The organism is Bradyrhizobium sp. (genome assembly GCF_035935975.1).
Classification (GTDB): Bacteria; Pseudomonadota; Alphaproteobacteria; order Rhizobiales; family Xanthobacteraceae; genus Bradyrhizobium.
In genome coordinates this window covers 49,406-68,513 of the sequence record NZ_DASYWN010000046.1, presented here as the reverse complement: position 1 = coordinate 68,513, position 19,108 = coordinate 49,406, and the positions used below count along the sequence as shown (strand labels likewise).

Here is a 19,108-nt window from a genome sequence, read left to right as displayed (position 1 = left end):
TGATGAGTCCTGTTACGTTCACGCAACATGTCGCGGGACTCTTATTTCCATCGCACTAGATGGAGTTTTGAGCTGCCGTACAAGCGACGATTTGAGGGCGGGTTCCTTAAAATTGGGGACGGTGCGGAGTCGAATCAGAATCGGGGAGGAGTCAAATGGATTCCCGCACCCTCGATCCTCATCCTGAGGAGCGCGTCAGCGCGTCTCGAAGGATGAAAGGCCCGGCTGCATCCACGCCGCGACAGCCGGGCCTTCGCCCTTCGAGACGGCCGCGTTCCGCGGCCTCCTCAGGGTGAGGGTCGGGAGTCAAAGCTCATTTTTCGCGAAAACAACCCCATGCGCAGTAGGCATGTTATTGAATTTTCTATGTTTTATTTTCGGCCCTGCGGGCTGGTAGCCCCTGACGGCTTTACTGCGTCTTCGCCACGCGCGGCGGCTGGGCGGCGGTGATGAAGCTCGTCGCTTCCAGCATCGCGGGGCCCAGCGGCGTCGGCACTTTCAGCCAGAACGGGACTAGGATGCGCGTGCCCGCGACCGGCGCGAAGGCGATCTCGATGTTGCGCTGGGCGGCGAGGTATTTGATCACGGGGCGGTCGGGGATGTAGCCGGCCACGGGGACGAAATAGAGCGAGCAGACCACGACCGGGCCGTGATAGCCCTTCTCGGCCTTCACCGTCTCCATCCGCTTGAAATCGAGCTTGAGGTCGTAGCGCATGCGGCCGTCGAACACGGGCGCGGAATTGTGGCAGGCGTCCGGGGTCACGGGATCACCCGTGCCGGGCACGCGCAGCAGCGAGGCCGTCATCGGATCCCAAACGCCGCGGCGATGCGCATCCGTGACGACGATACGGTCCGGATCGACCGGCGGCGTCGGCACGATGCCGAATTCCTTCACATTGCCCTTGTCGAGCGTGATGCGGATCTCTTCGGTCTTCTTCGAGGTGGTGGTGGAGGCCTGGTAGCCGGTCGCAACCAGCGCGCCGTTGACGACGCGGCCCTGCGAGGCGCCGGTGCCGGACCCGCCCGCGAACGACTTCAGCAGCCCCGCGGTGCCGCCGGAGGCCGCGGCTGCGAACACGTCGTCCTGGATGTCGATGTTCCAGGCGCCCTTGCCGACGGGAATGCCCGCCAGCGTCGCCTCATACTGCGCCTCGAGCTTGCCCTGCGCCGCCGCCGGCTCGGCTTCCCACGCCACCACGAGCCCGCAAAGGACCGCGAAGGCCAGCCGGCCGACCCAACCCGGCCGGGGCGAATGAGGGGAGGATGTGAGCACGAAACAGTCCAATCGGGGCGCGAACGGTTGTTACTTAAGCCAAAAACCGCAGCAAACAATGTGTCCGGGCATGTCTCTCCGGGAACTCCACCGGATACTTCGGGTGTGAATACGCCCTTTATGTGATGGTAAGGCGCTTCAATCATTGCCGTTTTGGTGATCGGGGCGCGGCAGGGCGGCGCACCCGGCTGCGCGCATTCCGCGACCCCTTCTCCCCGCCCGCTCCGCTGTCATACCCCGCGAAAGCGGGGTATCCAGTACGCCGCAGCCTCCCGGTTCCAGCCGCACCGCCTCGGCGTACTGGATCGCCCGCCCCAGTGCGCAATTGCGCACAAGGCGGGCGATGACACCGAGGGCGGAGCATGACGTAGGCATGAAACCCCGCCCAAATCCTTGACTACCCGCCCCTTCCCCCCTATACGTCCGCCCGCTCCCTGCAAGGACGAAAGAATTAGCCCCCGTGGCGCCCAGAATGGCGGCCGCAATCGTTGGGGGTTCGAACCTGAGGATTGATACCATGTCTCGCCGCTGCGAACTGACGGCCAAGGGCCCCCTCGTCGGCCACAAGGTCAGCCACTCCAACATCAAGACCAAGCGCCGCTTCCTGCCGAACCTCGTCAACGTGACGTTCATCAGCGAAGCCCTGGAGCGCAACGTGCGCCTGCGCGTCTCGACCAACGCGGTCAAGAGCGTCGACCACAATGGCGGCCTCGACGCCTTCCTGCTCAAGGCCAACTCTGAGGCCCTGTCGCCGCGCGCCCTCGAGCTGAAGCGCGCCATCCAGAAGAAGGTCGGCGACGCGCCGGTCAAGAAGGCCAGCTAAGCCAAGTTTTCAAATCGGGCGGGGGCTAAGTTGCGTCGCGTGGCGTAGGCTTGGCCAGGTAGAGTTTGCGTTGACGGCCGGATCGGAAGATCCGGCCGTTCTTGTTTGTGCGGCCAGAGCGCCACGGTTGAAGACCGGGGTGTAGCGGGTTTCTGGCAACCGCTCATTTGTTTGAGATCATGGACAAGGTCCGGCGCGCCCAGAGCCGTTGCCGACACGTCGACCGAACCGTACACTAGTGAACTGTCCATGGAGGAACTCTCATGGCGAACGGCGACCACATCGCTCGGCTGAAGAATAAGAGGGATGCCTGGAACGTTTGGCGTTACGAGAACATCGGTATCCGTCCAGACCTCTCCGGCGCGGACCTCCGCGAGGCGCAACTCTGCGAGGCAGATCTCCGCGCGGCGAACCTCACCTCGGCGGACCTCACCCAAGCGAACCTCAACGGGGCGAACCTCATCGAGGCGAACCTTTTCTGGGCGAAGCTAGGCGGGGCGAACCTCAGCAACGCGGACCTCAGCAAGGCAGACCTCCGCTGGGCGATCCTCAGCGGGGCAGACCTCAGCGGGGCAGATCTCAGCGGGGCGAACCTCGAAGGGACCAACCTCCGCGGTACAGTCCTTAGCCGGGCGAACCTTAGCCGGGCGAACCTCAGCAACGCGAACCTCAGCAAGGCAGACCTCCGCTGGGCGAACCTCGAAGGGACAAACCTCCGCGATGCAGTCCTCAACGGGGCGAAGTTGAGCGCGGCAGACCTCGAGGTTAGCACTATGGTGAATACGGACTTTGCGGGCGCTGACCTCACCGGCTGTCGCATCCATGGTGCATCCGCTTGGGGTCTGAAACTGGACACCAAGACAGAGCAGAGGAACTTAGTCATCACAAGAAGAGACGAGCCCGCGATCACGGTCGACAATATCGAGGTCGCGCAGTTCATCTACCTTATGCTCAGCAACCCGAAAATCCGCGACGTCATTGATACAATTACCTCCAAGGCTGTACTGATCCTCGGCCGTTTCACAGATGACCGAAAGGCGGTTCTCGACGCCCTTCGGGACAAACTGCGCGAGCGTGGTTACCTGCCGATCCTCTTTGACTTCAAGCTTCCTGAAAGGCGAAACTTAACAGAGACGGTCACGCTACTGGCCCGCATGGCTCGGTTCGTCATTGCCGACCTAACTGACCCCAGCAGCATCCCTCAGGAGTTACAAGCGATCATCCCTTCCGTTCGCGTACCTGTTCAACCGCTGCTGCTCGAAGGCTCGTCGCTCTATTCGATGTTCAAGGATTTCGACCCGGAGGATTTCCATTGGGTACTTCCGGTGTACAAATACAAAGAGCCTGAGCAGTTGCTCGCGGCGCTCGCGGAGAAGGTCATCGCGCCTGCTGAAAACAAAGTTGAGGCCTTGGCAAAGCGGCGGCGCACGATCGACGCTGAGCTGGCTAAACCGCAATAGGCAACCAGATGGCCCGTCTCATACCTGAGAACATCGATCTAGTTCCGAATCCGACTAAACATCTTTCAAGGGAGCCTTACTTGGCCCAAGTGTGGCTTCTGCTAACGCTCTAATCTCATCGTCCGGCCCGCCAATTCTCGGGCAGCGTCCGCTGACGTGGACCCTTCCGATCCCAGCGCTATTGCCGATCTTGCATAGCAACGAACGAAGCTGATCGGAGAAAGTCGTCGGGTTCGGTTCGGACCGCGATGGCTGCGATGAATTATATCTCACTGCCAAACCATCGGAGGAGATACATGCGTACGGCCCAATCAATCACAAAAAGAGACAAGCGGGACCATCTCGATCCTCACCGCGGCCCGAAGCGCATATTGTCCCTGGACGGCGGCGGCGTGCGCGGAGTGTTGTCGCTCGAATACCTTGAAAGGATCGAGGCGCTCCTGCGAGCACGCCACCATGATCCGGATCTCCGGCTTGGAGAATATTTTGATCTCATAGGGGGCACCTCCACAGGAGCCATTATCGCGGCCGGCCTAGCCTGCGGAATGACTGCAGCAAGCATCAAGGTGCTGTATCGATCACTAGCAACGACGATATTTCAGAAATCCAGATTCCTCCCTAAGCGCGGCCTATTGGCGCCCAAGTTTAGTGCAGATCGCGTTCAAAGTGCTCTGGACGCCGTATTAGGAGCAGACATCACGTTATCAAGCGAGCGCATCCTGACTGGTCTGATGATTATGACCAAACGGCTTGATACCGGCAGCCTATGGCCGCTGAATAACCATCCTTCTGCGCCGTACGCAGCTCAGACCGGCCAAATGAAGTTAACCCAGATAGTACGTGCAAGTACTGCAGCTCCGACCTACTTCGAGCCAGAACGTCTTTGTATTGCGTCACGCTCGGGGACGCACGTCGATGGCGCATTCGTAGACGGAGGCGTGAGCCCCTTCAACGATCCAGCCTTACAAATGCTATTAATCGCCACGCTTCACGGACACGCTTTCCGATGGCCGGCGGCGTCGGATAAAATACTGCTGATCTCGATCGGTACCGGCACTTATCGGCCGACCTACTCTGCAGACGAAATAATGAATATGCTCTCCGCGATGCAAGGCGTGAGAGCTCTCCAGTCATTGATGGATGATTGTGCCCGATCAAATCAGACCGTGTTACAATGGCTAACCCGCACCGTGACTCCATGGTCGATTGACCGAGTTGTGGGGAGCATGGAGGCTGATAGCAGTGACGGCCCGCAACTTGCGACGTATGCTCGATATGACGCCCTCATCGACGCTTCTTGGCTCAAGTCAACACTCGGACTCACCCTTGATCCCGAAACGCTCGCACAAGTCGCACGCATGGACAATGCCTCCAACATGGATCGACTCGCTGAGATTGGAAACAAGGCCGCCAAACTACAGGTGCAGCCCGAACACTTTCCTCAAACGTTCGACATGATTTGATTTCTCGCTGCGCTATGGGCGTTGCTGTCGTTATTTTTTCGCCCGCAGCGTTCCTGGTTGGTGGCGACAAACAGACTGCGGCCGAACTTGCGCAGATGAAGGGACAGATGGTTGCGATTGAGCAGGCCTCGCTCGCAAAGAAGTGCAACATTCAATTTCAGAGCAAGTCGCAAGAACCGCCGAAGTAGGCGCCCCCACCCCCGAAAATCAATGCTCCACAGCACGATCCCTGATCGGCGTCCCCTCGAACTCGGTCGCACGGTACTTGCTGGCCGCACGCGCTTCGATGCGGTCGCGGAGGCGGGTGAAGTGGGCTTCGCACTCGTTGGGGCGGGTCTGCGGGCCGCGCTCGAGATCGTCCATGGCGGAGGTCGAGATGGCGCAGGGGATTTCCTTCGCGCCGTCCTGCATCGAGAACTGGGCGATGCCGCGGTCCTGCTCGTGGCCGCTGAAACGGCTGCTGGTGAGGGGCATGGTTACTCCCTTGACTGGACGTCGTCCCGACCTGGTGCGCAATTGCGCTCGCGCTTCTCTGCTATACTCGCCCCGGTAGCATCACCTGGAGGGGCCCACCGTGGAGCACGCTGCAAAACCCAAGCCGAACAACCTCATTATCTGATGCGCCGTCACCGGCAAAGAGCGCCGCAAGCGCGTTAACCGTTCGTTAACCAACGCCGCCTAGCCTGCTGTTATCGTCCAGCCATCATCAGTCCGAAATGCCTCCCCGGTTCGTTCCAGGAGACAGCCGATGTCAGTTGCGTTGCTGAGTTATGCTGATCTAGGTGCCCGCCTCAACATCTCGCGCGAGGCCGCTCGTGCCCTTGCCAGACGGCACCGGTTGCCACGCTCGCGTTCGGAGGACGGCAAAGCCCTGGTGAGCGTTGATGTCTCCGAACTCCGGTACAAGCCTCGCCCGCGAATTGGTCGCCAAGTTGGTCGTCAGGCAGACCACATCGCCGCCTCCATGGCAGAGATCGAGGCATTGAAGACCGCGGCATTGGAGATCGAGGCTTTCAAGGCGGAGATCGCGCGGCTCGAAACAGCGGCAGCCGACACCAGAGCGGATTTCGAGCGCGAGCGGGAGCGCGCCGATCGCCTCGCCGTCGAGCTCAAGCAGGCGGCTGCCGAGACGATCGCAGCCAATGAGCGGGCGGCAGCCGCCTCCGTGGCAGAGATCCAGGCATCGGAGATCGAGGCTTTCAAGGCGGAGATCGCGCGGCTCGAAATAGCGGCAGCCGACACCAGAGCGGATTTCGAGCGCGAGCGGGAGCGCGCCGATCGCCTCGCCGTCGAGCTCAAGCAGGCGGCTGCCGAGACGACGGCAGCCAATGAGTGGGCGGCGCAATTGGAAGAAGAAGTGACGGCTCTGCGGACCGGTCGAGCTGGCGGCTCGGACGCGGGACAAGCCGCGCGTCGATTGGGACGCCTGGCCGCTTCCATCATCGGAGCAGACCGCGCGGCCAGTACGCGATGATTCGTCATCGCGTATCAGGTTGTTGTTCGAGCATGATCTTTTCGGAAAACCGCTGCACACTTTGCGCTAACGCGGCCCTCCGGGTCCGGATCATGCTCCGCAAATAGCACTCGGACCTTTCTCCATCCCCGGCTTGCCGGAGCAACCGCGAGGGAAGAATGACAGACATCACCGGTATCAGCGAGATGAAGGCGCGCATCGTCGTGTTCGGGGTCGGCGGCGCCGGCGGCAATGCCGTCAACAACATGATCACGTCCGGGCTGCAGGGGGTCGACTTCGTCGTCGCCAATACGGATGCGCAGGCGCTTGCCATGTCGAGGGCCGAGCACATCATCCAGCTCGGCGCCGGGGTGACCGAAGGCCTTGGCGCCGGCTCGCAGCCGGACGTCGGACGCGCCGCAGCCGAAGAGACAATCGACAGGATCCGCGATCATCTGGCCGGCGCGCACATGGTGTTCGTCACGGCCGGCATGGGCGGCGGGACCGGCACCGGGGCTGCACCCGTCATCGCCAGGACCGCGCGCGAGCTCGGCATTCTCACGATCGGCGTGGTCACCAAGCCATTTTTCTTCGAGGGCCAGCGCCGCATGCGCTTTGCCGAAGCCGGCATCGAGGAGCTATTGAAGACGGTCGACACCCTCTTGATCATCCCGAACCAGAACCTGTTCCGGGTGGCCAGCGAGAAGACCACGTTCGCCGATGCCTTTGCCCTTGCCGACCGGGTGCTCTATTCGGGTGTGGCCTGCATCAGCGACCTCATCGTCAAGGAAGGCCTCATCAATCTCGATTTTGCCGACGTTCTCTCCGTCATGCAGGAGGGAGGCAAGGCGATGATGGGACGGGGCGAGGCTACCGGCGAGAAGCGCGTGCTCGCCGCCGCCGTGGCCGCGATTTCCAATCCATTGATCGAGAACCCGTCGATCAAGCGCGCCAGCGGCCTCATCATTTCCATCACAGGCGGCAGGGATCTCATGCTGTTCGAGGTCGACGAAGCCGCGACCCGCATTCGCGACGAGGCCGATCCGGACGCCAACATCATCGTCGGCGCGTCCTTTGACGAAAGCCTCGAAGGTATCGTCCGCGTCTCGGTGGTGGCGACCGGGATCGACAATGTCGACCCGGCGCTCCTGGCGCAATCGGCGGAAAGCCCACTCACGCAGCTCGCCGGCCGCTTGCGCAACGACAGCCGCCGCATCGCCGATCGCATCGAGCGCAGCGCACCCCTTCCGCAAGTGGAAAGCCCGCCGCTCCGCACCGAGCCGCGCCAAGCCGGGGGGCAACCGATCAGGCCGGTTTATGCGCGCCAGGCGGCTCCCCAGCCGCTCGATCCCTACGGCCGCCCCTCTCCGCGCAATGCGGTTGACGAAAGCATTCTCGATATTCCGGCCTTCCTGCGCCGCGCCGGCAACTGAGCGGTGGCTGGAGGGAGGGGTTACCTGTCACCCAACAACAGGTCGTCATCCCGGGGCGCGACCAAGTCGCGAGCTACGGTGCGCAAGTGCGCACCTGAGGATCCATAACCACCATCGTGAGTACGGATTCTCAGGTGCGCACTTGCGCACCGTAGCTCGCGCCAAGAGGCGCGCCCCGGAATGACGGCGCAAAACAGTAACTCTCCCGCTTTGGCGGGCGTCTCGAGGGATGCGCCGCAACGAAGCCAGCCGCCGATGCTTCACGCTGCCGTGCTGCGCGGGCCCTCTGCGGTTTCCTTCTTATCCGTCTCCTTGTCGCGAGACAGCCATGCCGGGAAGCGAAGCAGGCGATCGTTGGCGTCTTTCGGCAGCTCGACGGGCGGCGCTTCATTGGCCGGACTCGGGAGGTCCGGTACCGCCTGTCCTGCACGCACCGCATCCGCGCGCTGATCCAGTTCGCGCAACAGGGGATCGAGCACGCTGTCGATTTCGCTCGCCACCGACACCAGGAAACTATTGAGCTCGCGAGCCTCGGGCACGACGGCCGCGGCCGACTCGATCGCGCTGGAGAGACCATCGACGACAGGTGCAAACGCGCCGGCGGCTCGTTTGACTCGCGTTTTGATCGTTTCGATTTCGCTCAAGACGCGATCACGCTCCCGCCTGTTCTTCTCCTCCGAAAGGCGGGCTTCAATTTCGGCGATCTGAGCCGTCAGGGTCGTGGCTTCGGATGCGAGTGCATCGCGTCTTCCGCGCGCGCGATCAAGATCGCGGCTTAGATTGTCCAATAAGTCGTCCTTCCCGAACATGGCATTACTCCGCAGGACAGGCGTTTTGATCTGCAAGACGGCCTTGGCGCGAACCGCCAGCCTCGCCACCGACCGGATGGCCGGATCGGCCGAAACAGGCATCAACTTCGGTCGCATCATATGGGCCGCCATGGTGCCCCCCAGCCGTTCACATTAGGCGACGGCATGGTTAACAAGTGGTTAATGTCGTCTCCTCGCTGCCGTCCATTTCCGCTATACTCGCCCCGGTAGCATCACCCGGAGGCGCACCCCATGGAGCACTCAGCCAACCCCGCACCGAAGAACCTCGTCATCTGCTGTGACGGGATCGGCAACGAGATTTGGGAGAACATCTCCAACGTCCTGAAGCTCTATCGCTGCCTGCGCAAGACGGACAAGACGCGGCGCTTCACGCTCCGTGTGACGCTGTGATGTCGCCGACGACGCCGCGTTAGCGCCCGCCCTACCGCCGAAAATCAATGCTCCGCAGCACGATCCCCGGCGGCGTGCCCTCGAACTCGGTCGCGTGATACTTGCTCGCCGCGCGCGCCTCGATGCGGTCGCGGAGGCGGGTGAACTGGGCTTCGCGGTGCTCGGGGCGGGCCTGCGACCCGCGTTCGAGATCGTCCATTGCGGAGGTCGAGATCGCGCAGGGGATTTCCCTGGTGCCGTCGTGCATCGAGAACTGGATGATGCCGCGATCCTGTTCGTAGCCGATGAGACGGCCGCTGGTGAGCGTCATGGCTTACTCCTTTGATGCGGGCTGTTTCCCGAAACCTGAACGCGGTGCTGCGGCGGCGACTTCCGCCTTCGCTGAGGCTTCGGCGGGACAAGTCCGCGAGGTGTACCCCCGAGGACGCTTCAGCTATCGCCGCCGAGCCTTGCGAAATCGTCGAACAGGGCGGTCACCAGCGCGCGGTGGCGGGTGTCTTCGGCCGGCAAGCTCGCGGCGTAGAGGTTGAGGAGGTAGCGCGCCTTCACCGCAGCCTCGGGCCAGGAGGCGGCGGGCACGGTCATCAGGCGGTTCTCGAGATCGGCTTCGCGCTCGCGCAGCTGCCGGACATTGCTCTCGACCTCGGCCAGCGCACGGCGCAGGTCGGTCGCTTTCTGGGCGGCCATGCCGCGGTGCTTGTCGAGATCGACGGGGGCGTCAGTCATTGGCGACACTCGCATCGACGCGTTGCGCATCCGCAAGGTCGAGCGCGCGGATCGACAGCATCTCCATGGTGCCGACCGGGCTTTCCGCGGGCACGATGATCAGCGTGCCGACACGGCGCCAGGCCGAGAACCTCTCGCTCTCGATCGTCTCCTCGTCGGCGATCACCTGATAGGCGCCCGCGGGCAGCAGCCGATCGATGCCGTGGATGCGGAACGGATGCCTGAACGTGACGGTTTCCCGCCGCGTACGGATGGTCATGCACGCCTGCCTTCCCTGCGAGAGCGGCCCCAACCGACGCCTGCTTGCGACGACCATGCGCTCAATGCGCGGCAATAGCCAGCACTATCGTCGCCGCCGTTTGCGCGGCGTTTTAGTCCTCGCTATCGGCGCGATGCAGGCGTAGGGTCTGCCGCATCACCGCATCTTCCGCTACGGCATCGACCGGTGACTGAGGGTCACGTGCGCTCCCGCCGAGGAATCAGTCATCAGAGCACGCTCTTGGCGTGCTCGCGAAGGAGCATGCGATGTCGCGTTTGCGCGCCTCGGATTGGATCGTTCCGCCCGTCGTCGTTCCGCTGTTCCTGCTGCTTCTCGTTGGCGCGGCGGCCCTGTTCCATGGCTAGGCCGATCCGCGTGCCCTATCTCATCCTGGCGACCGGCGAATACGGCAGCGCCAACCACGGCCGCAGCGACGCCACCGTGGCGCTGCGGCTGGCGCGCAAGCTGCTGCGCGACGGCTTCATGGACGTGCGCGTCTGCACGCCGCGCGGACGCGTGCTGCAATCGGACGAACTGGACGAACTCAAGCCTGCAAAGGAGACCGATGCCATGGCCAAGGGACAGCAACGCTCCAATCGTGAAGCCAAGAAGCCGAAAAAGGACAAGGCCAAGGTGATCGCCGCGGCGCCGAGCCGCAAGGAGGCGGCCTGGCAGCCGGATTTCGGGCCGGGGAAGAAGAAGTAGGTTCTTTCGCCTCTTCCCGCGCGCGGGGAGAGGGAGCGCACCGCCTGCACGGCCATTGCCATCGTCTCTTCTCCGTCGCGCTTTTCGGCTATACTCGCCCGGGTAGCATTTCCGGGAGGGGCCGCCTGTGGACCACGAGAAGACCGAACCGAAACCCGAGCCGAAAAACCTCGTCATCTGCTGCGACGGCACCGGCAACGAGATTTCGGAGAACATCTCCAACGTCCTGAAGCTCTATCGCTGCCTGCGCAAGACCGACAAGACGCAGCCGCGGCAGATGGTGTTCTACGATCCCGGGGTCGGCACGGTGACGGAGCCGTCGACCTGGCATCGCTGGAAGGCCAACATCAACCTGGTGCTGGGGCTCGCCACCGGCTACGGGCTCGATGACAACGTGCTCTCGGCCTATTGCTTCCTGGTCGAGCATTACGCGCCGGGCGACAAGATCTATCTGTTCGGCTTCTCGCGCGGCGCCTACACCGTGCGGGTGCTGGCGGGGCTGATCCACAAGATCGGGCTGATCTCGCCGGAGCAGGCGAACCTCGCGGGCAGCGGCCTCGTCGCCTACAAGCAATATTCCGGCACCGGGCGCGGCAACGATATCGAGGATCTCAAGGACATCGACTTCGACGAGAGCGGGCCGCTGCCGAAGGACCAATTCGATCTCGCCGCCCAGTTCGCGCGCATCACCTCGACGCGCTGGCCGACCATCCACTTCATCGGCGTCTGGGACACGGTGGCGAGCGTGATCGTGCCGCGGCGCGACGCCTTCTTCCTCGCATTCAGCCTGGAGGAGCTCGCCTTCACGCTGCGCAATCCGAGCGTTCACATCTTCCGCCAGGCGATCGCGATCGACGAACGGCGCTGCATGTTCCGCCTCAAGGTATACGAGGAGCCGCAGGAGTACTGGCGCAACCGCTACATCCCCGACGAGAAGAAGGAGCCGCAGGACATTCTGCAGGTGTGGTTCGCCGGCGTGCATTGCGACGTCGGCGGCGGCTATCCGGAAGCCGAGAGCGGTGAGTCCAAATATCCGCTGCTGTGGATGATCGGGGAGGCCGCGAAGGCCGGGCTGAACTTCAACCCGCGCACGGTGAACCAGCTCGTCTGGGGCATCCAGCGCAAGAAATCGCCGTTCCAATATGTCGCGCCCGCCTACACCGGCAAGACCGGCGAGCTGCACAATTCGATGACGGCGGCTTGGCGCGTGCTGGAATATCTGCCGAAGAGCGCGAAGTACAAGGAATGGCCTGACAGGAAGGTCGTGCTCGGCTTCTACATCCCCGATTGCGAGCCGCGCGTCATCCCCGAAGGCGCGCATGTGCATGAGAGCGTGCTGAAGCGGATCGCGGTGGACCCGACCTATCGGCCGGTGAATTTGCCGAAGGTGTATGAGACGGTGCCGATGCCGGTGGAGCCGGCGACGGGCGGCGAAGCGGAGGCGGGTGAGAGCGTGACGGGGTGAGGTGCGGGCGTCGCTCTCTCAGCTCGTCATTGCGAGGAGCCCTTGCGACGAAGCAATCCAGAGTCTTTCCACGGGCGCAGTCTGGATTGCTTCGCTGCGCTCGCAATGACGGTGGTTGGGGCAACGGCGCCGCACTCCACTACCGCCGCTTTCTCCACTCGCTGCCACTTTTCATTAAAATTCTCGCCCGCGCCTTAGCTGGTTCGCATCAACTCCTCCGCATCATTCTGCACAGAGCTCGCCGCGCCGTCCGCGGAATTGGAGGAGAGTGCCAATGCATCCGCGCAAATATGCTCGCGTGAAACCCGCAGGGCTGGTGTCGCGCCAGGCCAAGATCATCACCGACCCGCGCGCGCCGGTGATCGTCTGCACGCTGATCGACTATTCGCCCGGCGGAGCCTGCGTCGATCTCGGCGGGCAGGTGAAGATCCCCGACCGGTTCGAGCTGCTGCACGTCAACACCAAGAAGCGCTGCCGCATCGCGTGGAAGCGCGGCACGCGGGTGGGCGTGGTGTTTTAAAGGCGGCGCTGAACGCGGGCGAATTCTCAACAGCGTGAATCGTAGCCCGGTAACGTCGCCGCGCACTCCGCTCGGCCCCCTCCCCCCTTGCGGGACCCGCAAGGGGGGAGGGAACGCAGTGTGCTTGTGGCGCGAGCTCTCGACCAACCAGCAGCCAGCTACTTCCGCATCCGTGCCTTCGTGCCCCCGACGATCTGCATCGCGACGCCCCCGACCCAGCCGATCAGCACGAGCCAGGTCCAGGCGAGGTGCGGGTCGAGGCGGAGCACGATGACGGCGACGGAGGCGAGTGCGGCGAGCGTGGCGCAGAGCGTGCCGGCGGCGCTCAAGAATTCCGCGGCATCGATCCGGCTGTGCGCATCGTCGAAGGGAAGCTGCGGCGTGTCGATGCCGAGATAGAAGCCGAAGATGCCGAGCAGCATCATCAGCAGCAGAAAGCCTTGCGTGGTGAGAGGCGAGATCGCCGAGCCGACATAGGCGCCGACGAACAGCCCGCACGCCGCGCCTGCCATCGCCAGGCCCACGCGCTCGAACACATGGGCAGTCTTGCGAACACGAAACCGCATGGCCGGCCTCCGTGATGCCCCGATGCGCGAAGGTTAGGCCAGTTTTGCGGGTCGTGGAAGGTGAGGAGTTTTACGGATACGTGATGTGGGTGCTGCGATGGTGAGGGAATAAAGCGCGTGCGGCGTATTCAGCGTCGTCCCTGCGAACGTAGAATCCGAAACTACAGGGAGAGGTGTGGCGACAACTTGCAGCGGCGGTTGTGATGCACGACTGCCTCCCCATCGTCATTGCGAGCGCAGCGAAGCAATCCAGAGATATACCCGCGGAGACAGTCTGGATTGCTTCGTCGCTTCCGCCTTCGCTCTTCGAGCTACGGCGGACAAGACGCTCCTCGCAATGACGGAGTATGTGGGCCTACCTTGCCCCGAACGTGGTCTTGCCGAACAGCGCCTTCTGCGTCGAGGGCTGCGAGCGCCAATATTGCGGCGGCGCTTCGACTTCGCCGCCGAGCTCGGCGGCGGCGTGCCAGCCCCAGCGCGGGTCGTAGAGCAGGCCGCGGGCGAGCGCGACCATGTCGGCCTTGCCGGACGTGACGATCTCCTCGGCGTGCTTGCCTTCGGTGATCAGGCCGACGGCGATGGTCGGCAGGCCGGTCTCGCGCCTGATGCTATCTGCGAACTGCACCTGATAGCCCGGCCCGAGCGGAATCTTCTGCAGCGGCGAGACGCCGCCGGAGGAGGCGTCGATCCAGTCGACGCCGCGCGCCTTCAACGCGTTGGCGAATTCGATGGTCTGCGCCAGGTCCCAGCCACCCTCGACCCAGTCGGTCGACGACACCCGCATGCCGACCGGCTTGTCGCCGGGGAAGGCCGCGCGCACCGCGTCGAACACCTCGAGCGGGAAGCGCATGCGGTTCGCGAGCGAGCCGCCATATTCATCCGTGCGCCGGTTCGAGATCGGCGACAGGAACTGATGCAGCAGATAGCCGTGCGCGCCGTGCACCTCGATGGCGTCGATGCCGAGCCGCGCCGCGCGCCTGGTCGAATCGACGAAGGCCTCGCGGATGCGCTTCAGGCCCGCGGCATCCAGCGCCAGCGGCGCGGCCTCGCCTTCCTTGTGCGGGATCGCCGACGGCGCCACCGTCTGCCAGCCGCCCTCACTCTGCGGGATCAGCTGGCCACCGTCCCAGGGCCGCGCGCTCGATGCCTTGCGGCCCGCATGCGCGATCTGCATCGCGATCGCCGTCGAGGAATGCTTGCGCACCGAGGTGAGGATCTGCTTCAGCGCGGCCTCGCAGGCGTCGCTGTAGAGCCCGAGACAGCCCGGCGTGATGCGGCCGATCGCCTCGACATGGGTCGCCTCGATGCAGAACATCGACGCGCCCGACAGTGCCAGATTGTTGATGTGGGTGAAGTGCCAGTCGGTGGCGACGCCGTCGTCGGCCGAATATTGGCACATCGGCGACACGACGAGGCGGTTCTTCAGCGTCAGGCCGCGCAGCTTGATCGGGGAAAACAGGGCGCTCATGCGGGGAGTTCCGGGGATGGAGGGATGGAAGCAATTGCATGAAGTTTAGTCAGCCGATCGCAAATTGCCAGCCGCGCGGAAGGCATGCCCGCCCAAAGCGCCATGCATTGCGCGCGTCATATGATCACGGGAACGGCCCGCTAGCGCTGGAAAACCCCGAGCCGCAGCCTGCCGATGCGGCTTTTGTCCCTGCGCCCGATCGTGATGGTGGCGTGGGCGGCGAACTCGATCGAATAGCGGCCGTCCTCCATTTTGCTCAGGCTGCCGAGCTCGCCGAGCTTCTCGGCGAGCGACTTGTCGTCCTGGACGAACAGACGGTAGTCGTTGAGATCGTAGCTGCGCGGCCCGCGCCATTTGACCGTCGGAAAATAGGTGCGCATGTCGCCGTCGGTCTTGACGACGACCGTGCGGCCGGTTGCCACGCGAAACAGGTCCGGCGTTGCGATCAGCCGCGCGCGATTGCCTTCGACCGCATAGATGTTCAGCGTCATGATGTGACGCTCGGTGCGGAAGGACACCGCGACGTAGCGTGAATCGGGCGACCATTCCGCGTAATAGGCGTCCGACGCGGTGTCGAGATTGTCATCCTCGCTGATGCCGTCCAGCGTCGCCAGCCGGCGATGCCTGGGCTCGGCCATCAGATAGGCGTGAAACTTGTCATGCGCGCCTTCGCCCTCGCCATGAACGGCGATGGCGAGCCGCTTGTTCGGCGCCCACCCGCCCGCGATGATGCCGTACTCGCCCTTCGCATAGGTGTGCTCGGCCGTGGCGTACGCCCGCGGCGATGCGGCGAGCATGATGAAGAGAGCGGCGGCGATGGCGCGGCGGAGGTGCATGAGGCTTGGTCGTGGCGGCCGGCAGCCGCGTTCAACGACGGCCTTACTCCACCAGCGTGAACTGCAGCAGCAGGGTGCGCTGGAGCATCGAGAAATTGTCGTCCGACACCAGCGTCAGCACGGTCTCGCCCTCGGCCGTGACGTGCGCGTCGATGCCTTCCATGTTGTCGACCTCGTGGCCGAGATCGGCCTCGAACAGCACGGGCCCGTCGACCAGCGCGCCCGGTGCGATCGACTTCAGCGGAATCGAGCGGATGCGGATGTTGATGCCGGTGAACCAGGAGAATTTGCGCTCGAGGATGAGCAGCTCGCCCGAGGGCAGCAGCACGGCGTCGCTGATGAACTGCTTGTCGGTGCGCTTGATGCTGAACTGGCCGGGCGTGGGCCCGCCGATCAGAAAGCCGATCAGATTGCCGTCGGCATCGAAGCCGCCTTCCGACAAGGCGATCAGCGTGCCTCCGAGCGGCTGGCCCTTGATGTCCCTGGGCACGAACACCAGCGCCTCCAGCCCCTTGTTGTTGGGCAGCTTGCGCACAGCCGGCGGCGTCGGCAGCACCTCGCCGCGGGCGCGCGTGCCGCCCTTGGCGAAGTCGAAGCGCATGATCTGGTTGACGCGCTCGAGCCCGACATAGACGAGGTTGCCGTCGCGCGCGAGCGACTCGGTATCGTACCAGAAGCGCCTGTCGGTGATCGGACGCCCCTCGGTATTGAGCATCGGCGCGGCCTCGACATCGTCGAGCGCGGTCATCTTGCCGCCGGCATAGCGGATGCTGCCGGTGAACCAGGTGCCCTGGTCGGACAGCGCGAGGAAGCGCTCGCCCTTGGCATCGAGGAAGCGGAAGCCGGACAGGCCGCCAAAGCCGCGATGTGCGGAGGTCAGCACCAGGCCGCTGCGATATTGCAGCGAGCCGAAGCGGGTGCGCGAACGGTCGCGCGGCTCGAAGAACGGGATCTGCCGCGCATTGACCTCGATGCCGACAGGCGCGGTGACGGCGTGCTCGACCTGCGCGGCGCGCGGCGGCGGCTCGGTCGTGATCTGCGCCTGCGCGAGGCGGGAGACTGCGAGAGTGGAAAATCCCGCCGCCGCGTGGCTGATGAAGCTGCGGCGGGACGATAGCGTGCTCACGAATGCAATTTGCGTCGCGGGCGACCGGCCGGCTGGGTTGGCGCTGTGTTGGTCTCGCTGAAAAGCTCGGCGAGCTTTTCGGTGATGGCGCCGCCGAGCTCCTCGGCGTCCACGATCGTCACGGCGCGGCGGTAGTAGCGCGTCACGTCGTGGCCGATGCCGATCGCGATCAGCTCGACCGGCGAGCGGGTCTCGATCTCCTCGATGATGTGGCGCAGATGCCGCTCGAGATAGTTGCCGGGATTGACCGACAGCGTGGAATCGTCGACCGGCGCACCGTCCGAGATCATCATCAGGATCTTGCGCTGCTCGGGCCGGCCGAGCAGGCGCTTGTGCGCCCAATCGAGCGCCTCGCCGTCGATGTTCTCCTTCAGCAGACCCTCGCGCATCATCAGGCCGAGGTTCTTGCGCGCACGGCGCCAAGGGGCGTCGGCGGATTTGTAGATGATGTGGCGGAGATCGTTGAGACGGCCGGGATTGGCCGGCTTGCCGGCGGCAAGCCACGCCTCACGCGATTGCCCGCCCTTCCAGGCGCGCGTGGTGAAGCCCAGAATCTCGACCTTGACGCCGCAACGCTCCAGCGTGCGCGCGAGAATGTCGGCGCAGGTGGCGGCGACCGTGATCGGGCGGCCGCGCATCGAGCCGGAATTGTCGAGCAGCAGCGTCACGACCGTATCGCGGAACGTCGCCTCCTTCTCGTGCATGAAGGACAGCGGGTGATAGGGATCGGTGACCACGCGCGACAGGCGCGCGGGATCGAGGATGCCCTCTTCGAGATCGAACTCCCAGGCGCGATTCTGCTGCGCCATCAGGCGGCGCTGCAGCCGGTTGGCCAGGCGGGCGACGATGCCCTGCAAATGCGCGAGCTGCTTGTCGAGATAGGCGCGCAGGCGCTCCAGCTCGTCATGGTCGCAGAGATCTTCGGCGGCGATGACCTCGTCGAATTTCGGCGCGAAGGCGTGATATTCCGGCCCCCGCGGCTCGTTCTTGCCGTGCGCGTTCGGACGCGTCGCCTCGCCCGGCGTCTCGTCATCGCCGAGCTCGCCGTCGTCGAAGGTGTCGGAGGTCGAGGCCTGCGCGCTTTCCATCGCGCTCTCGCTCATCTCCTCGCTGGAGGCCTGCGCCTGGTCGGCGCTCATCTCCTGCGCGGCGTCGGAATCGGGCGAGCCCTCGGCGCCGGACTGATCGTTGTCGCCGTCCTGGTTCTCGTCGTTGTCTTCGTTGTCCTCACTGTCGGCGCTGCGCTCGTCGCCGAGCTCGAGCGCGGTCAGGAGGTCATGCACGGCGTCGCCGAACTTGGTCTGGTCCTCGACCACGCCGTCGAGCCGGTCGAGCCGCCTGCCGATCTTGTCTTCGAGGATGGGACGCCAGAGATCGACCATCTTCTTGGCGGCGGCGGGCGGTGCGAGGCCCGTCAGGCGCTCGCGCACCAGCATCGCCAGCGCATCGGCCAGCGGCGCGTCAGCGCGGTCGGTGATCTCGTCGAACTTGCCGCGATGGAAATGGTCGTCGAGCATCGCGGTGAGGTTTTTCGCAACGCCCGCCATGCGGCGCGCGCCGATCGCCTCGACGCGAGCCTGCTCGACCGCCTCGAACACGCCGCGTGCCTGCGGATTGCCGGGCATCAGCTTGCGATGCACTTTCGGATCATGGCACGCGATCTTAAGCGCGATAGAGTCCGCGTGGCCGCGCACGATCGCAGCATCGCGCTTGGTCATCTTTCGCGCGGGCTCGGGCAAACGTGCTTTGCCCGGCGCAAGGCCCGGGCGCTCGGCCGCGAAGCTGACGTCGAGCTCGGGCGACTTGGCGATCGCCTTGAGGCAGGAGGCCACCGAGCGCTTGAACGGCTCGGTCGGCGCTTCCTTCGTATTACGGAATTTGGAGTTGGATGATGATGTGCTCATAGCGACTTCGTAAACGAATGGCGCGTCACGCCGCCGGGATAGCCCTTGAGGGTGCCGAATTCCTCGTACCCGCAGGAACGATAGAAGCCCGGCGCCTGGAAACTCATCGTGTCGACATGGGCCTGGACCGCGCCCTGCCGTCGTGCCTCGTCCTCGATCGCCGCGATCAGCTTCGTGCCGAAACCCTTGCCGCGCTGCTTCTGGTCGATCCAGAAATACTGGACGAACAGAACCGTGGCCCAGAGGTGCCCGACGACGCCGCCGACGATCTTGCGGCCGTCCTTCAACGAGACCGCGATGCTCTTGGACTTCTGCTTCCCAAACTGCTCGTCGTTATAAGCGCCGAGCCCGGCGAGCACAGCCTTCTTGGTGGTCCCAATGGTGCGCTCGACGGTGATGGTCGGCATG

The 19,108-nt window shown here is 64.1% G+C and carries 19 protein-coding genes and 2 pseudogenes; 9 read left to right on the top strand and 12 right to left on the bottom strand.

Annotated elements, in window-relative coordinates:
* Positions 1 to 409: 409 nt before the first annotated feature.
* Positions 410 to 1,273, bottom strand: a complete 864-nt coding sequence (locus tag VGR99_RS28410) for a DUF3108 domain-containing protein (protein ID WP_414645195.1) — start codon at positions 1,271 to 1,273, stop codon at positions 410 to 412.
* Between the two features lie 517 nt (positions 1,274 to 1,790).
* On the opposite strand from VGR99_RS28410, the gene rpmB reads away from it, so the two are divergent.
* The 3 genes from rpmB to VGR99_RS28395 all read left to right on the top strand — a co-directional run bounded on the left by rpmB (position 1,791) and on the right by VGR99_RS28395 (position 5,019).
* Positions 1,791 to 2,096: a 50S ribosomal protein L28 gene (gene rpmB, locus VGR99_RS28405; protein WP_326903267.1), complete on the top strand. Its 306-nt coding sequence runs from the start codon at positions 1,791 to 1,793 to the stop codon at positions 2,094 to 2,096.
* Positions 2,097 to 2,359: 263 nt separating this feature from the next.
* Positions 2,360 to 3,556, top strand: coding sequence for a pentapeptide repeat-containing protein (locus VGR99_RS28400; protein ID WP_326903266.1), 1,197 nt, complete (start codon positions 2,360 to 2,362; stop codon positions 3,554 to 3,556).
* A 296-nt stretch (positions 3,557 to 3,852) separates the two neighbouring features.
* Complete coding sequence (locus tag VGR99_RS28395; protein WP_326903265.1) at positions 3,853 to 5,019, top strand: patatin-like phospholipase family protein; 1,167 nt, start codon at positions 3,853 to 3,855, stop codon at positions 5,017 to 5,019.
* Positions 5,020 to 5,216: 197 nt separating this feature from the next.
* Here the strand turns inward: VGR99_RS28395 and VGR99_RS28390 are convergent.
* Positions 5,217 to 5,493: pseudogene (locus VGR99_RS28390) on the bottom strand (DUF1488 family protein); the annotation flags it as partial.
* Between the two features lie 274 nt (positions 5,494 to 5,767).
* Here VGR99_RS28390 and VGR99_RS28385 point away from each other — a divergent pair.
* Positions 5,768 to 6,493 (top strand): hypothetical protein, encoded by a 726-nt coding sequence (locus VGR99_RS28385; protein ID WP_326903264.1) that lies wholly within the window; start codon positions 5,768 to 5,770, stop codon positions 6,491 to 6,493.
* Positions 6,494 to 6,651: 158 nt separating this feature from the next.
* Positions 6,652 to 7,905, top strand: coding sequence for a cell division protein FtsZ (gene ftsZ / locus VGR99_RS28380; protein ID WP_326903263.1), 1,254 nt, complete (start codon positions 6,652 to 6,654; stop codon positions 7,903 to 7,905).
* Between the two features lie 260 nt (positions 7,906 to 8,165).
* Here ftsZ and VGR99_RS28375 read toward each other — a convergent pair whose 3' ends face one another.
* Positions 8,166 to 8,846, bottom strand: coding sequence for a hypothetical protein (locus VGR99_RS28375; RefSeq protein WP_326903262.1), 681 nt, complete (start codon positions 8,844 to 8,846; stop codon positions 8,166 to 8,168).
* A 120-nt stretch (positions 8,847 to 8,966) separates the two neighbouring features.
* On the opposite strand from VGR99_RS28375, the pseudogene VGR99_RS28370 reads away from it, so the two are divergent.
* Positions 8,967 to 9,095, top strand: a pseudogene (locus VGR99_RS28370) (phospholipase effector Tle1 domain-containing protein); the annotation flags it as partial.
* Positions 9,096 to 9,156: 61 nt separating this feature from the next.
* On the opposite strand, the gene VGR99_RS28365 reads toward VGR99_RS28370, so the two are convergent.
* The 3 genes from VGR99_RS28365 to VGR99_RS28355 form a co-directional block, all read right to left on the bottom strand.
* On the bottom strand, positions 9,157 to 9,435 hold the full coding sequence (locus VGR99_RS28365) for a DUF1488 domain-containing protein (protein ID WP_326903261.1): 279 nt from the start codon (positions 9,433 to 9,435) through the stop codon (positions 9,157 to 9,159).
* Positions 9,436 to 9,554: 119 nt separating this feature from the next.
* Positions 9,555 to 9,851, bottom strand: coding sequence for a hypothetical protein (locus VGR99_RS28360; protein ID WP_326903260.1), 297 nt, complete (start codon positions 9,849 to 9,851; stop codon positions 9,555 to 9,557).
* Positions 9,844 to 10,110, bottom strand: a complete 267-nt coding sequence (locus tag VGR99_RS28355; protein WP_326903259.1) for a hypothetical protein — start codon at positions 10,108 to 10,110, stop codon at positions 9,844 to 9,846. The genes VGR99_RS28360 and VGR99_RS28355 overlap by 8 nt, the downstream gene beginning before the upstream one ends.
* A gap of 357 nt (positions 10,111 to 10,467) precedes the next feature.
* Here VGR99_RS28355 and VGR99_RS28350 point away from each other — a divergent pair, with 357 nt between their 5' ends.
* From VGR99_RS28350 to VGR99_RS28340, 3 genes are all read left to right on the top strand, one after another.
* Positions 10,468 to 10,815: a hypothetical protein gene (locus tag VGR99_RS28350; protein ID WP_326903258.1), complete on the top strand. Its 348-nt coding sequence runs from the start codon at positions 10,468 to 10,470 to the stop codon at positions 10,813 to 10,815.
* A 127-nt stretch (positions 10,816 to 10,942) separates the two neighbouring features.
* The gene (locus tag VGR99_RS28345; protein WP_326903257.1) at positions 10,943 to 12,280 is read left to right on the top strand and encodes a DUF2235 domain-containing protein; all 1,338 of its coding nucleotides are present in this window, start codon (positions 10,943 to 10,945) and stop codon (positions 12,278 to 12,280) included.
* 274 nt (positions 12,281 to 12,554) lie between these two features.
* On the top strand, positions 12,555 to 12,800 hold the full coding sequence (locus VGR99_RS28340) for a PilZ domain-containing protein (protein ID WP_326903256.1): 246 nt from the start codon (positions 12,555 to 12,557) through the stop codon (positions 12,798 to 12,800).
* Between the two features lie 158 nt (positions 12,801 to 12,958).
* On the opposite strand, the gene VGR99_RS28335 is transcribed toward VGR99_RS28340, so the two are convergent.
* The 6 genes from VGR99_RS28335 to VGR99_RS28310 form a co-directional block, all read right to left on the bottom strand.
* A complete protein-coding gene (locus VGR99_RS28335) occupies positions 12,959 to 13,366 on the bottom strand; it encodes a hypothetical protein (protein WP_326903255.1) in 408 nt (135 codons plus the stop codon).
* Between the two features lie 355 nt (positions 13,367 to 13,721).
* On the bottom strand, positions 13,722 to 14,834 hold the full coding sequence (locus VGR99_RS28330) for an NADH:flavin oxidoreductase/NADH oxidase (RefSeq protein WP_326903254.1): 1,113 nt from the start codon (positions 14,832 to 14,834) through the stop codon (positions 13,722 to 13,724).
* 140 nt (positions 14,835 to 14,974) lie between these two features.
* Positions 14,975 to 15,670: a hypothetical protein gene (locus tag VGR99_RS28325; protein WP_326903253.1), complete on the bottom strand. Its 696-nt coding sequence runs from the start codon at positions 15,668 to 15,670 to the stop codon at positions 14,975 to 14,977.
* Between the two features lie 43 nt (positions 15,671 to 15,713).
* The gene (locus VGR99_RS28320) at positions 15,714 to 16,796 is read right to left on the bottom strand and encodes an esterase-like activity of phytase family protein (RefSeq protein WP_326903252.1); all 1,083 of its coding nucleotides are present in this window, start codon (positions 16,794 to 16,796) and stop codon (positions 15,714 to 15,716) included.
* On the bottom strand, positions 16,793 to 18,700 hold the full coding sequence (gene cobT / locus VGR99_RS28315) for a cobaltochelatase subunit CobT (protein ID WP_326903251.1): 1,908 nt from the start codon (positions 18,698 to 18,700) through the stop codon (positions 16,793 to 16,795). The genes VGR99_RS28320 and cobT overlap by 4 nt, the downstream gene beginning before the upstream one ends.
* Complete coding sequence (locus VGR99_RS28310) at positions 18,697 to 19,107, bottom strand: GNAT family N-acetyltransferase (RefSeq protein ID WP_326903250.1); 411 nt, start codon at positions 19,105 to 19,107, stop codon at positions 18,697 to 18,699. The genes cobT and VGR99_RS28310 overlap by 4 nt, the downstream gene beginning before the upstream one ends.
* Between the last annotated feature and the right edge of the window lies 1 nt (position 19,108).